General features: G+C 62.4%; 12 protein-coding genes. 6 read left to right on the top strand and 6 right to left on the bottom strand.

Going from position 1 to position 13,463, the window contains the following annotated elements; all coding sequences use genetic code 11:
- Positions 1-4 precede the first annotated feature (4 nt).
- The 4 genes from GCT19_RS14120 to GCT19_RS14105 all read right to left on the bottom strand — a co-directional run bounded on the left by GCT19_RS14120 (position 5) and on the right by GCT19_RS14105 (position 6,100).
- Positions 5-1,789, bottom strand: a complete 1,785-nt coding sequence (locus GCT19_RS14120) for an acyl-CoA dehydrogenase family protein (protein ID WP_152852295.1) — start codon at positions 1,787-1,789, stop codon at positions 5-7.
- Between the two features lie 16 nt (positions 1,790-1,805).
- On the bottom strand, positions 1,806-3,686 hold the full coding sequence (locus GCT19_RS14115; RefSeq protein WP_152852294.1) for a feruloyl-CoA synthase: 1,881 nt from the start codon (positions 3,684-3,686) through the stop codon (positions 1,806-1,808).
- 96 nt (positions 3,687-3,782) lie between these two features.
- On the bottom strand, positions 3,783-5,234 hold the full coding sequence (locus tag GCT19_RS14110; RefSeq protein ID WP_018437402.1) for an aldehyde dehydrogenase: 1,452 nt from the start codon (positions 5,232-5,234) through the stop codon (positions 3,783-3,785).
- 38 nt (positions 5,235-5,272) lie between these two features.
- Positions 5,273-6,100, bottom strand: coding sequence for a p-hydroxycinnamoyl CoA hydratase/lyase (locus GCT19_RS14105; RefSeq protein ID WP_013093239.1), 828 nt, complete (start codon positions 6,098-6,100; stop codon positions 5,273-5,275).
- Between the two features lie 205 nt (positions 6,101-6,305).
- Between GCT19_RS14105 and GCT19_RS14100 the strand changes: the two genes are divergently transcribed.
- Positions 6,306-6,719: a MarR family winged helix-turn-helix transcriptional regulator gene (locus GCT19_RS14100; protein ID WP_311548505.1), complete on the top strand. Its 414-nt coding sequence runs from the start codon at positions 6,306-6,308 to the stop codon at positions 6,717-6,719.
- Positions 6,720-6,752: 33 nt separating this feature from the next.
- Positions 6,753-7,637, top strand: coding sequence for a 4-hydroxyphenyl-beta-ketoacyl-CoA hydrolase (locus GCT19_RS14095; RefSeq protein WP_013093237.1), 885 nt, complete (start codon positions 6,753-6,755; stop codon positions 7,635-7,637).
- Between the two features lie 72 nt (positions 7,638-7,709).
- On the opposite strand, the gene mhpT is transcribed toward GCT19_RS14095, so the two are convergent.
- Positions 7,710-8,939, bottom strand: a complete 1,230-nt coding sequence (gene mhpT, locus GCT19_RS14090) for a 3-(3-hydroxy-phenyl)propionate transporter MhpT (protein WP_035492016.1) — start codon at positions 8,937-8,939, stop codon at positions 7,710-7,712.
- Positions 8,940-9,162: 223 nt separating this feature from the next.
- On the opposite strand from mhpT, the gene GCT19_RS14085 reads away from it, so the two are divergent.
- From GCT19_RS14085 to GCT19_RS14075, 3 genes are all read left to right on the top strand, one after another.
- Positions 9,163-9,648 (top strand): MarR family winged helix-turn-helix transcriptional regulator, encoded by a 486-nt coding sequence (locus tag GCT19_RS14085; RefSeq protein ID WP_013093235.1) that lies wholly within the window; start codon positions 9,163-9,165, stop codon positions 9,646-9,648.
- Positions 9,649-9,878: 230 nt separating this feature from the next.
- Complete coding sequence (locus tag GCT19_RS14080) at positions 9,879-10,457, top strand: DJ-1/PfpI family protein (RefSeq protein ID WP_018437407.1); 579 nt, start codon at positions 9,879-9,881, stop codon at positions 10,455-10,457.
- A 129-nt stretch (positions 10,458-10,586) separates the two neighbouring features.
- Entirely contained in the window at positions 10,587-10,925 is a 339-nt protein-coding gene (locus GCT19_RS14075; RefSeq protein WP_018437409.1) for a ribbon-helix-helix domain-containing protein, read from the top strand.
- Positions 10,926-11,018: 93 nt separating this feature from the next.
- On the opposite strand, the gene GCT19_RS14070 is transcribed toward GCT19_RS14075, so the two are convergent.
- Positions 11,019-12,257 carry an MFS transporter gene (locus tag GCT19_RS14070; RefSeq protein ID WP_152852292.1) on the bottom strand — a complete coding sequence of 413 codons (1,239 nt, stop codon included), beginning with the start codon at positions 12,255-12,257 and terminating at the stop codon, positions 11,019-11,021.
- A 510-nt stretch (positions 12,258-12,767) separates the two neighbouring features.
- Between GCT19_RS14070 and GCT19_RS14065 the strand changes: the two genes are divergently transcribed.
- Positions 12,768-12,977, top strand: a complete 210-nt coding sequence (locus GCT19_RS14065; protein ID WP_018437411.1) for a hypothetical protein — start codon at positions 12,768-12,770, stop codon at positions 12,975-12,977.
- The last annotated feature ends 486 nt before the right edge of the window (positions 12,978-13,463 follow it).

The following is a 13,463-nucleotide window of genomic DNA, read 5'->3' as shown; positions in this document are numbered from 1 at the left end:
GCTTTCAAACGTACGGCAGCGCTGCCTCGCAACCGGCTTCAACGAGGCTGCGGCGATAAGCGAAGGCCGCGAGCGGATAGTCGAAGAAGAAGCGGCCCGTGTCCCGCTTCTGCATATAGAACGCGTCCGCCTCGCCTTGCGGCGTCGCAATTCGCAGCGTGCGCGCCCACGCGAACGCCAGCAGCATCCAGCCAAGCATCGCGAGATAGTCGTCCGCGACGCGGTAGGCCGTCTCCGGGTCTTGCGCGTGGCGTGCCTTGATCGACCGCGTCGTGTTCCCGACTATCTCCGCAAGCTCTTCGAGCTTCGCACCCGCAGAACGAACCAGCGGATCGGACTGCTGGCACAACCGCGCTTCCGCGCGCACGTGACGAAGCAGCGCATCGAGGGCCCCCGCCCCGTCCGGCAGCACCTTCCGCACCAGCAGATCGATCGCCTGAATCTCGTTGGTGCCTTCGTACAACATCGACACGCGGCTATCGCGCAACGTCTGTTCGATGCCGTACTCGTGGATGTATCCGTAGCCGCCGAACACCTGCAACGCCTTCGATGCGGCGTCGAAACCATTGGCCGTAAAAAACGCCTTCGCAACCGGCGTCAGCAGCGATGCGAGCTGCGCCGCCTGTTCCCGTTCGGCGGCATCGGCATGATGCGCGGCGACGTCGAGCCAATGCGCGGTCCAGTAACCGATCGCGCGCTCGCCTTCGACGATCGCCCGCAGCTCCATCAGAATCCGCCGCATGGCCGGATGAAACGCGATCGGCGCAGCCTGCCCCGCTGGGACGGTCGCGCCGGGCGGGACGCTCACCGCGCGCATCTGTGCGCGTTCCTGCGCGTACGCATGCGCGCGTTGCCACGCGGTGTGCGCATGCCCGAGGCCCTGCATCGCGACCTGCAGGCGCGCCGCGTTCATCATCACGAACAGACAGGCGAGGCCGCGATGCGGCTCGCCCACGAGCCAACCGAATGCGCGTTCGAAGCGCATCGTGCAAGTCGGGCTGCCCTTCAGGCCCATTTTCTTTTCGATGCCTTCGCAATAGACACCATTGCGCGAGCGTCCACTGTCGCCGTCTTCGAGCCATTCCGGCACGACGAACAGCGACAACCCTTTCGTACCGGATGGCGCATCGGGCAAACGGGCGAGCACCAGATGAACGATGTTTTCCGTCAAATCGTGCGCGCCGCCGCTGATGAAGATCTTGCTACCGTCGATGAAATACCCGTCGGTGCCCGGCGCTTGCGCTGCACGCGAACGGATCAGTCCGACGTCGCTGCCGGCCTGGGGCTCGGTCAGACACATCGTCGATAGCCACTCGCCGCTCGCGATTTTCGGCAGCAATTCCGTCTTCACGCGTTCGCTGCCATGCGTCTGCAAGCAGGCAGTCGCGCCGTGCGTGAGCCCAGGGGACATCAGCCACGCATGATTGGCGCCCGCGAGCATCTCCTGAAGTGCAACGTCGAGAAGCTGCGGCAGGCCCTGTCCACCATGCTCGGCGTCGAGCGACAGCGTCGGCCAACCCGCTTCGACGAACTCCGCGTAGGACTCGCGAAAGCCCGCGGGCGTCGTCACCTTGCCCGCTTCGAAACGACATCCTTCAAGATCCGCGCTCGCATTCAGCGGCGCGATGCGCTCCTCGACGAAGCGCGCCGCTTCCTCCAGCACCTGCTGCGCCGTCTGCGAGTCGAGGTCCTGCCAGTCGGGCACATCGCGCCACCACGACGCGGCGTCGAGCCACTCGTCCATCACGAAGCGCATGTCGCGTAGTGGCGCCTGATAAATCAACGTCATTTCTTACTTCCCCGGACTAGCTGCCTTTGCGCGCATGGATCACTGTCGCGTCGGCTGCGTCGGCTTCGTGCATGGCTTCCACGAGAGCGGCCCGGTGCTGGAGCACGGCGCGCTGATTGATCGAGCCTTTGTCGGTGATCTCGCCGAGGTCCAGCGACGGCGGCGCGCTCAGCAGGTGCATGCGGGCAATGAACGACGCACTGCCTGTCGCACTCCGATTCAGCCGCGCGAGAAGCCCGCTGAAGAAATCGCGCACGGCGGCCGTGTTGAGCACGTCCTCCGCGCTCGCATCCGCGGGCGAACCCGCCAATGCGCGACACGCGTCGAGCCGCGGAAAAATCATCACGCCGACTTCGTCACGATTCATGCCAGTAATGACGGCATCCTGAACGTAGGGCGCCCCTTCGCTGATGATGCGCGCGCGCATCGGTCCAACGCTGACGAAGGTTCCCGAGGCCAGCTTGAAGTCTTCCGCGATGCGGCCATCGAACATCAGGCCCAGTTCGGGACGTTGCGGGTCGACGAAACGCACGGCGTCGCCGGTGCGGTAGTAGCCTTCGTCGTCGAACACGCTGCTTTGTAGCGCCGGCGATGCGCGCCAGTAGCCGCCCATCACGTGAGGGCCGCGAAAGCGCGCTTCGAATTTGCCATCGACGGGCGCGATCTTGGCCTGGCATCCCGGCGGCGGCAAGCCGATATAGCCGGCGCACGATACCGGTCCCGTCGTGAACAGACACGACGGCGCGGTCTCGGTCATGCCGAGTCCGGCCATGATGCGGATGCGTTCTCCGCAATGTTCGAGCGTCACGCGCTCCAGACGCTCCCACGCCGCCTGCGACAAACCGGCGCCCGCGAAGAAATACATCTTCACGCGCGAGAAAAATCGCTCGCGCAGCACCGCATCCTTTTCCAGCGCGATGGTCAGTTCTTCCCAACCCTTCGGCACGTTGAAATAGACGGTCGGCGCGATCTCACGCAGATTGCGCAGCGTCTCGTCGAACTTGCCGGCCACGGGTTTGCCGTCGTCGATATAGAGCGTGCCGCCGTTGTATAGCACGATGCCGACGTTGTGGCTGCCGCCGAACGTGTGATTCCACGGCAGCCAGTCGACGAGAACCGGCGGCTCGATGCCGAACTGCGGAAAGGTTTCGAGCAGCATCTGCTGGTTCGCGCCGAGCATTCGATGCGTGGTCGGCACGGCTTTCGGCAGGTTCGTCGAGCCGGACGTGAACAGGAACTTCGCAATCGTGTCGCCATTCACGCGCGCGTTGGCCGCGTCGACGTCGCGCGGGACCGTGTCGAGCAATGCGTCGAAGCGCGTCACCCCCGATGCGTTTGGCACGCTCACCGCGCTGACACGTTCGACGTCGCTACCCAGCGCGGCATCGAGCGCCGTTGTATATGCGCCGATATCGTCCGCGTAGACCAGACCCGGTTTGAGCAGTTCGAGGACATGGCGCAGCTTTCCGTAATCGCCCGACATCAACGAATAGGCCGGCGACACGGGTGCATAAGCGATACCCGCCCACATCGCGCCGAGTGCGAGCTGCATATGTTCGACGCTGTTGCCCGACAGGATCACCAACGGGCGGTCCGCGCTGAGATCGCGATCGAGCAGCGCCTGCCCGATCGCACGCGCGCGCTCCAGCATTTGCGCGTACGTGATGCCCTGCCACGCGCCGTTGGCATCGCGTCGTGCAACGAGCAGCCGGTCGGGATGCGCGCGTGCGCCGCTCAGCAAGCGGTCGGTAAAGCGCTCCGGAAACGGGCCCAGAGGTTCGAGTGACTCGAGGTACCAGCAGTCGCCGCGTTTCTCGATCCGCGAGGAAGGCGCTCCGATGGCGACGCTCCGGTATCCGGTCGCCAGAGAGCTAGCGTGGCTGTGCTCCGATTCCAAAACCTGTCTCCTGGTTGTGCCGTTTCTCAAGGAAACGGTTTCGCTGTCTCATGCAAGGATGGGGTGGCCGCAATCATTGCGGCCGCGAGCCGACGCCTAGATTGGATAATGACGCGGGCTCGTCTGCACCGTGATCCAGCGCAACTCGGTGAACTCGGGAATCGACGCCTTGCTGCCGAAGCGCCCATAACCGCTCGCCTTCACGCCGCCGAACGGCATCTGCGCCTCGTCGTGCACGGTCGGGCCGTTGATGTGGCAGATGCCCGACTCGATGCGTTTCGCGACGTTCATCGCGCGCGCAATATCGCGGCTGAACACCGCGGCTGACAAGCCGTACTCGCTATCGTTGGCAACCGTCAGCGCCTCATCGTCGCCATCCACGCGCTGCACCGTCACCACCGGGCCGAACGATTCGTCGGCATAGAGCTTCATCTCGCGGGTAACGTTCTCGACGATCACCGGCTGCATGATCGCGCCGTTCACCTCGCAACCGAGGGGCAGCTTCGCACCCTTTTCGCGGGCGTCTTCGACGAGCGCGCGAATGCGCCGCGCGGCGGCTTCGCTCTCCAGCGTGCCGAGGATCGAGCCCGGTTGAGTCGGATCGCCAGCCTTCAGCGTGCGCGCTTTCGCGACGAGCTTCTCGACGAACGCATCGGCAACCTTGCGATCGACGATCACGCGTTCCGTCGACATGCAGATCTGCCCTTGATTGAAGAACGCGCCGAACGCGATACCTTCGACGGCAGCGTCGAGGTCCGCGTCGTCGAGCACGAGCACCGGCGCCTTGCCGCCCAGTTCGAGCAGCGCGGGTTTCAGATGGCGCGCCGAAAGCTCGGCGACGATGCGGCCGACCCGCGTCGACCCGGTGAAATTCACGCGCTTCACGGCGGGATTCGCAACCAGACGCTCGACGATCGCGGGCGCATCTTCCGGCGCATGCGTGAGCACGTTGACGACGCCGTCGCCGAGACCCGCGTCGTTCAGCACTTCGCCGATCAGCGCATGCACGCCGGGACAACCTTCCGACGCCTTCAGTACGACCGTATTGCCGCACGCGAGCGGCATCGCGAGTGCGCGCGTCGCGAGAATCACGGGTGCGTTCCACGGCGCCATGCCGAGCACGACGCCGCACGGCTGACGCACGGCCATCGCGAGGCTGCCCGGCACGTCCGAAGGAATCACCGCGCCGTCGATCTGCGTCGTCATCGCCGCGGCTTCGCGCAGCATGTTGGCCGCGAGCATCACGTTAAAGCCGTACCAGTTCGCCATCGCCCCCGTTTCGGCCGCGCCGATCGCGATGAACTCGGCCGTGCGCGCGTCCATGCGATCAGCGGCGGTGAGCAGGCGTTTGCGCCGCTCGGTAGGCGTGAGCGCCGCCCATGCCGGGAACGCGCGCGCCGCGGCCGCGACGGCCGCATCGGCATCTTCGACCGTAGCCGCCGCTGCGCGGGTGGCCACCGCGTTCGTCGCGGGATTGATGCGCTCGAAGGTCTTGCCGTTCGACGCGGCACGTTTCGCGCCGCCAATCAACAGGTTCGTTTGATGCATGTGTTCGTCTCCTCAGTCGTACCGCTGAAGTGCGCCGCTTAGCGCTTGTAGGTCTGCAAGCCCGGCTTGATGCTCTTGTCGTCGAGGAACTGCTTCAAGCCCTGTTCGCGGCCGCCTTCCGGATCGCGATGATTCGCCTGGTCGAGCTTCGCGTACAGGTAGTCTTCGTTCTGCTCCCACGTGAGTTCGCGCGAACGCTTGAAGCCATGCTTCGCGTTGCGCAGCACGACGGGGTTCTTGTTCAGCAGTTTCGCCGCGAGAGCGATCGTTTCGTCGCGCAGTTGCGCGAGCGGCACGCTCTTGTTCACGAGACCCATCTTCGCAGCTTGCGGACCCGTGAAGGTGTCGCCCGTCATGATGTAGTACAGCGCTTCGCGATGACCGACAGTATCGGCCATCGCCTTGCTCACGAGGTTGCCCGGCGGAATGCCCCAGTTGATTTCGGACAGGCCGAACACGGCTTCGTCCGCTGCGATCGCCAGATCGCAGGCGACGAGCGGCGAGAAGCCGCCGCCGAAGCACCAGCCGTTGACCATCGCGATGGTCGGCTTCGAGTACATGCGCAGCAATTGCCATTGCCAGCGGCTCGCGTCGCGGCGAATCCGCTCCTGCAGCACGTCCGGGCCCGCGTCCACTTCGCGGAAATATTCCTTCAGGTCCATGCCCGCCGTCCACGCGCTGCCTTCGCCGGTCAGCACGAGAACCTGGGCTTCGGCGTCGAGTTCGAGCGTCTCGAGAACGTCGATCATTTCCTTGTTCAGCGTCGGGCTCATAGCGTTGCGCTTTTCCGGACGATTGAACGTGACCCAGGCGATCCCGCCTTCCACTGCGACCTTGACCGTTTTCCAGCGCCCTTCGTAACTCATCTGCATCTCCGTATCAATGCCGCCCTCGCGGCCTGAGTGCAATTTAATATCAGGCGACCTGATAAGTAAAGTACAATGTAGAGGTCTTGGTACAAACCCCTAACCGCCTATGCCGACGATCACGAGAAAGCCGTCAGGGTCTGCAACGACATCGGGCGCCCCGACGCGGCGCAACCTGCGCGATCGACGGCATGCTGCCGCTCCGGTGCGCCTCAGCTACCTGACCGGACAGCTCGACAAGATTCTCACGCAGCAACTTTCCGAAGCGCTTGCGTCGCATGGTCTGACGTTGCCGCAATACACGGCTCTGTCGGTGCTGCGGGCGCGAGCGCGTTCGTCGAACGCGCAGCTCGCGCAGCGCTCGTTGATCACGCCGCAAGCGGCCAGCGCGGTCGTCAAATCGATGGAAGCGAATGGATGGGTCACGCGTGTGGCCGATCCGCTCAACCGTCGGGTCGGGCTGCTGTCGCTGACGAAGGCCGGCGAAACATTGCTGGCTCAGTGCGACGGTGCCGCGGACCGGGTCGAGCAATCGATGCTCGGCGAAATCGATGAACACGGTTCGCAGACGCTGAAAGACCTGCTGTTGACGTGCGTGCGCAATCTTCGCGCAGCCTGACGCATCCGCTTCAATCACACATAGGAGACGCCATTGGACATCGACCAACTGAAGGCCATCGACACCCACGTGCACGCCGAGGTGTCGTGCTGCCAACCGCCAGACCTGTTTGCAAAGGAATTCGACGAAGCCGCCGACAAATACTTCGGCACCGTGCTCAAACAAGGGCGCCGCCCGACCATTCCCGAAACGATCGAGCACTATCGGGAGCGCAAGATCGGCTTCGTGATGTTTACCGTCGACTGCGAAGCGAACATCGGGCGCCGTCGCATTTCGAACGAAGAGGTCGCGGAGTTCGCGCAGAACAACGCCGACATCATGATTGCGTTCGCCAGCATCGATCCGCATAAAGGCAAGTTCGGCGCGCGCGAAGCGCGGCGGCTCATCGAGGATCACGGCGTGCGCGGCTTCAAGTTTCACCCTACGATGCAGGGCTTTTTCGCCAACGACCGCATGGCTTACCCGCTATACGAAGTAATCGCCGAGTACGGGCTGCCGGCGGTTTTTCACAGTGGACACTCGGGCATGGGCTCGGGTATGCGCGGTGGCGGCGGCTTGCGTCTCAAGTATTCGGAGCCGATCTACCTCGACGATGTCGCCGTCGATTTTCCCGACATGAAGATCGTGATCGCGCATCCGTCGTGGCCGTGGCAGGAGCAGGCGCTGTCGATCGCGCTGCACAAGCCGAACGTGTATATCGATCTGTCGGGCTGGTCGCCGAAGTACTTTTCGCCCGAGCTGGTCAAGTATGCGAACACGCTGTTGCGCAACAAGGTGCTGTTCGCGTCCGACTTCCCGCTGATCCGCCCGGACCGCTGGCTGGAGGACTTCGATACACTCGACATCAAGCCCGAAGTGAAGCCGCTGGTTCTGAAAGAGAACGCCGTCAGGCTGCTCGGCTTGCGGACCGAGGCATGACGAATCGGGTATGAAGCATGAAAATGGCACGGCGCGAAAACGCCGGGCCAAGCTGGGTCCATCAACGAATACTTAGCGTTTCGCGGCGTTGGAGCGAATGACGAGCAATGCCGTGATCGCCGCAATGATCGTCACGGGCACACTCGCACCGATGACGAGCGCCGAGCTTTTTCCCATCGACAGCAATTGCCCGGCAGCAGCGGGGCCGACGATCGAACCGACGCGTCCCACCGCCACCGCGGCGCCGACTCCCGTACCCCGCACGCTGGTCGGATAGCTGGCGGCGGACAGCGCATACAGCATCGACTGCGCGCCGACGACGCCCATGCCGGCAAACAGCACGGCAACGGACAACGTCTCGATGCTGGCGACCTGCGAAAGCGCGACCAATGCACCGACGATGCACGCATAGACTGCCGTGACTGACAGGCCTTGTCTGAACCGATCCATCAGCAGACCGATGCCGAGCACGCCGATCACGCTGCCGACGTTGAAAAAGATCTGTGCAATCCCAGCCTGCGAGCGGCTCATGCCACGCCCCACGGTCAACGAAGGCAACCAGTTCAGCAGGAAGTAAAGAACGATCAGCGTGCAGAAGAAGCTGATCCAGATACCGATCGTCGCCGCGGCGCGCCCCTCGCCGAACAGCACTTCGCGCGTCGAAAGCAGCGGTTTGTCCGCTTTGGTCGATTCGCGCGACTCTGCCGCGAATTCGCGTGACTCAGGCAGCAACGCGATCAGCAGCGGAATGATGAGCAGCGGTCCGACTCCGCCTACGTAGAAGATATGACGCCACGCAGTAGCACCCGCGCTCAGCACGGCGATCAATGCGGCAAGCGCACCGCCGACCGGCATACCGCAATACATGACACTGACCGCCGTGTTGCGGTGACGCGGATCGACCGCCTCGGAAGACAACGCGATCAGGTTCGGCATCGCGCCGCCGAGCCCGATGCCCGTCAGCAAGCGAGCAATCAGCAGACTTTCGAAGCTCCAGACCTGCGCGGTCGCGATCGAGAAGATGCCGAATACCGCCATCGAGATCATCAAAACGCGCTTGCGGCCGATCCTATCGGCGAGTCTGCCGCCGATCATCGCGCCCGGCAAAAGCCCCAACATGCCGGCGCTGAAAGCGAGCCCCAACTGCCCGACCGACAAGCCGAACTCGTGCGCCATTCGAGGCGCCGCAACGCCGGTGGACTGCAGGTCGATACCCTCCAGCACCGCGACGAGAAAGCACAATCCCAACGTTAGTGCAGTACTGGAGCCCACGGCACTCGACCGATTAGCAACACTTGACATGACGTCTCCTTAACCTTTGATTGAATTACCAGTGGCAAGCTACGCTTCGTTGTTCGACGAAGCGGCCATGGGAAGGAGAAGATTTCTGACAATGATCTTTGCGTCACTTATCAGAACCCTTCCCATAGCACCCCCGGAATTGACGATGAGTCTAGTCTCAGGATGCCTGATATTGAAAGTAGAATATGATATGCCTGGTAGAAACACCTAAGGCAACCTGATAATGATCAAGACAATGGAGAAGCGGCGAACGCCCCTTGCCAAACAGGCCGGTTCAACGAAAACCGGTGCGCCACCTGCCCGCGTTTCCTATGTGGTCGGCCAACTGGACCGCCTGCTCAAACGCAGTTTGATCGATGTACTGGGTGAATTCGGGCTGACCTTGCCTCAATTCACCGCGCTCTCGGTGATCAGCGCCAGCGGCGCGATGACCAACGCGAAACTCGCCGAACGCTCGTTCATCACGCCGCAGTCGGCCAACGAAGTTGTCAAGACGATGGAGGCCAACGGTTGGGTCGGACGCGCTGGGCATCCTACCCACGGCCGGCTGATTCATCTGTTTCTGACCGACGAAGGGCGCCGGGTACTGAAGGAATGCGATTCGGCGATCGACATGCTCGAAGCGTCCATGCTGGACGGAGTAACGGAAATCCCGGTCGATACGCTGCGCAAGGTGCTGCAGCGATGTGTGTCGAATCTGCGCGGTTGAATGGACCTTTCCAATGACAGAAGAGTCGCGTTCGAATCGAGCGCGACTCTTTTTCTTTGGCCTGAGGGATGAATTGCGTTCAGCTCAGTGAAATCCCTGGTCCGCATTTAGCCGCGTATTACCCCGCCCGCTGCGTCGACCGCTATATTGCTTTTCAACGGCCGCTTTGCGCACACCGCGATAGCGCGTCCGCCTCGCCTTTCCCAACCCGATTCGAGAGGACACGAAGCATGTCAAAGCGCATTCTTATCATCGCCGGGGATTTCGTCGAAGACTATGAGTTGATGGTGCCGTTTCAGGCACTGGGGGCAGTCGGTCATAAGGTGGACGTCGTCGCGCCCGACAAGCGCGCGGGCGACGCGATCCGCACCGCGATCCACGACTTCGAAGGCGATCAGACCTACACCGAAAAGCGCGGCCATAACTTCACGCTGAACACCGATTTCGCGTCGGTGGACCCCGCGCAATATGACGCGCTGCTCGTGCCCGGCGGCCGCGCCCCCGAGTATCTGCGGCTCAACGACAAGGTGATCGGCTGGGTGCGCCAATTCGCCGAAGCGAAGAAACCGATTGCCGCGGTCTGCCACGGCGCGCAACTGCTGGCTGCGGCGGGCGTGATCGAAGGCCGGCGCATCTCCGCGTATCCGGCCTGCGCGCCCGAAGTGAAGCTCGCGGGCGCGGAGTACGTGGCGCTCGACTGGCCCGACGCGATCACCGACGAGAACTTCGTCACCGCGCCCGCGTGGACTTCGCACGTGAACTGGATCGCGCAGTTTCTTGCGCTGCTGGGCACGCGCATCGCGCATTGAAGGAGCGCCAGGACCGAAGCGCGGCATCGCGGGCGAGCAAGCGTGTTACGCTCGACCACGACGGCATGAGCAACCGCGTCGCGCGCTTCGCGTCCTGCGACGTCATCACTTGCGAGAAAGGCTGACCGTATGTGCAACGTCTATGTCAACGCTGATCCGATCCTCTACGAGTCGCGCACGCGCGCGCTGCGCATTCATGGCGTCGTGACCACGGTGAGGCTCGAAAATCTCTTCTGGGACGTGCTTCAGGAAATCGCCAACCGCGAGGACGTGACGACGACCCAGTTCGTCGTGAAGCTTCACGACGAACTGATCGCGTTGCGCGGCGAGGAGCCGTTGAATTTCGCGTCGTTTCTGCGCGTGTGCTGTTTGCGCTATCTGTCGACGAGCGCTGCCCGCAACGAGGCCGCTGGCGACGTGCCGCTCAACGCCCCGTTTCAACCCAGAGTCGTGAAGACGGCTGTTTGACGCGTTCGTCGCCTGGCGGGCCGCATCGTCGACCCGGCCGGGTATCGCGAGTGCGGTCTCGCGCCGTTTTTGTTCTGTTTCGGTTCTGTTGCGTCAGTCAGCCGACGCATCGCACGCGCAATCAAGGGAAGACGCAGCGGCCGGTCGTTCCAGCACAGCAAGCCGTTGCAGTGTCACGAGACCCAGCAGCGCGAGTCCAAGTCCCAGCGTGAAGTCGGCGTGAATTCCCGCCCGGTCGACAATGGTGCCTCCCACTGCCGAGCCCGCCGCAATCGCCACCTGGATGATGCTGACGAACATCGCCGACCCCGCTTCGGGCAGGTCCGTCGTGCTGCGCTGAATCCATACGCTGAAGCAAAGCGGCAGCGCTCCGAACGCGATTCCCCACAGCAGCATTCCCGCGGTCTCGCCGATCGGCGAATGTTCGAGCAGCAACATCGACGACATCGCGCCCAATAGCAGCAGGACCATCGCGGCGACGGATTTCTTCAGATGGTCCGAAATCACCATCGACGCCAACGCATTCGAGAAGAAGCCGATCAGACCGAATCCGAACAGCAACAGCGTGATGGCGCTCAACGAGAAGTCGTGTTCGAGCAGCGGAGCAATGTACGTGTAGGTCGAGAAATGCGCGCCGAAGACGAGCGCGACCATCACCATGCTCAGCCTCGTATGAGACCGGCCAAGCAGTGTTTTGAAATCGGCGATCCGCAATGCCGATGCCGACGGCAACGAAGGCACGAGGAACGCCTGCGCCAGCAAGGCGAGCGACACGAGGCCCGCGGTCGCGGCGAACGACAGGCGCCACGATGCGAACGACGCGATGAACGTCCCGAGCGGCACGCCGATCACGGTTGCGAAGGTCACGCCGGTCAGAATGGTCCCGGTCGCTTTGGCGGCATCCTTTGCCTGCACGAGTCGAGGAGCGGCCGCGGTCGCCAGAGTCCAGAAGCCGCCCAATGCGCCGCCAAGCAGAGCCCGACCTACCAGCATGATCGCAAGGTTCGGGGCGATGGCACACACGACGTTCGAGATCAGCAGTCCCGCGGTGAGGAGCAGGAAAACGTACCGACGGTCCATGCGGCCCGCGCTGACGATCAGCGTCGGCGCCAATATCGCGCCCATCAAGCCGGGCGTGGTGACCATGAGGCCAGCGACACCGGGCGACACGCCGAGATCGTGTGCGATCTGCGGCAACAGGCCGACAGGCAAAAACTCGGCCGTCACGAAGGCGAACGCGCTTACCGCAACAGCGATGACGGATAGCCATTGACTTGCGGACGTTGAACTCCCTTCGAGGGATGCTGAAGTCGTAGGTGTATCGATGTGCATGATGACCCTGATGCCAGGTTGAAGCCCGACACTTTAGGCGGGGTCTCATGTTTGAACAAGAGTCGTACGATGAAAAGACTAGAAGGTGTGGCTGAACAATGCACGGGCGGCAATATTCCGCTAACAGCCGAAACGACCGCGTAGCCTCTTTCATATGCGCCAGCATGAAAGCGTTCGTCATCAGCGGCGTGAGGCGTTTCGTTGACAGTCCTGTACAAGATCGCGTAAGTCGCGCCGAAGTGCTTGCATCGGGCCGCCAAGGCGGTATTGCAGTGTTCGCTGCCGCTTGATGACTTCATTTTTCGCCGTGTCCAATAGGGCTCCGTGATAGTTATCCCGACTGGCCTGATCAGCGGATACGGAACAGTCCAAGCGTGCATGGACCGTGCGCGCTACAACTACAACAGTTGCATGGGATTCACTCAAGCGATATGAACACTCCACGCTCACCCCAGCCACCTAAATCAATCGTCTTTACTTCATAAATGATGTTCTGAATGAGGAAATCGTTTGCAAGGCAGCGCGTTGCGCACACTGACGGATTTCCAGTCCCCGGATTATCAACGCGCGCTCGATGCGCTCGAAAAACCGTATTTCGGGAAAGAAAACCGCCCCAATATGCCGATTGCATCCGTCAGCGCCTCATTGGGCGCGGAACTGCTTATCGAGTTCGACACGGTAAATGTGGTTGCAGACGAAGCAGACGCCGCGCCTCGCTAAGCGTATAAAACACAGAAGTAAAACTGCGCCACACGCCAATTAATATTTGCCGTGCCCGTCTTCCGACTGGAATTCGAAAAATTCGGAAAATCCATTTCCGAAATCGTCTCGTCTTGCAATCTGCGCTCAGTAACATATGCTCTCTTTCAGAGCGCTTTCCGGGTCCTTTTTCCGGGATCACGGTGCGAGCGGTCGCCCCCAGGCGCGAGGCGGCCGACACACGCAAACAGCGCCGTCGCAGCGCGCCCGACGTTTTTCCGCCCACCCCCCCGGTCGAGGCTGCGTGGGCGGCAACCATCTTGAAAGCCGAGATGTCACGCACAAACGAAATCAGACTGCCGAGGCTTTCCGGTGAGAACAATCGCATCGAGGGGTAAGCAGCAGTTTGCGCATACGGGCGACGTGCGCGACCTTGTTGGGTTTCCCGAGTTTCTGTCACCGACGCTTTGGTAACGTGCGCCGCTCACAAGTAGGTGACCGGCGTAA

The organism is Paraburkholderia atlantica (genome assembly GCF_009362785.1).
Taxonomy (GTDB): domain Bacteria; phylum Pseudomonadota; class Gammaproteobacteria; order Burkholderiales; family Burkholderiaceae; genus Paraburkholderia; species Paraburkholderia atlantica.
Note: the sequence above shows the minus strand (reverse complement) of the source record. Positions and strands in the feature narration are given on the sequence as shown.

Coding starts and splice junctions, on each gene's coding strand:
- mhpT (WP_035492016.1), bottom strand. CDS start 8,939: ATGTCAAGTGTTGCTAATCGGTCGAGTGCCGTGGGCTCCAGTACTGCA.
- GCT19_RS14120 (WP_152852295.1), bottom strand. CDS start 1,789: ATGACGTTGATTTATCAGGCGCCACTACGCGACATGCGCTTCGTGATG.
- GCT19_RS14080 (WP_018437407.1), top strand. CDS start 9,879: ATGTCAAAGCGCATTCTTATCATCGCCGGGGATTTCGTCGAAGACTAT.
- GCT19_RS14085 (WP_013093235.1), top strand. CDS start 9,163: ATGATCAAGACAATGGAGAAGCGGCGAACGCCCCTTGCCAAACAGGCC.
- GCT19_RS14070 (WP_152852292.1), bottom strand. CDS start 12,257: ATGCACATCGATACACCTACGACTTCAGCATCCCTCGAAGGGAGTTCA.
- GCT19_RS14075 (WP_018437409.1), top strand. CDS start 10,587: ATGTGCAACGTCTATGTCAACGCTGATCCGATCCTCTACGAGTCGCGC.
- GCT19_RS14105 (WP_013093239.1), bottom strand. CDS start 6,100: ATGAGTTACGAAGGGCGCTGGAAAACGGTCAAGGTCGCAGTGGAAGGC.
- GCT19_RS14110 (WP_018437402.1), bottom strand. CDS start 5,234: ATGCATCAAACGAACCTGTTGATTGGCGGCGCGAAACGTGCCGCGTCG.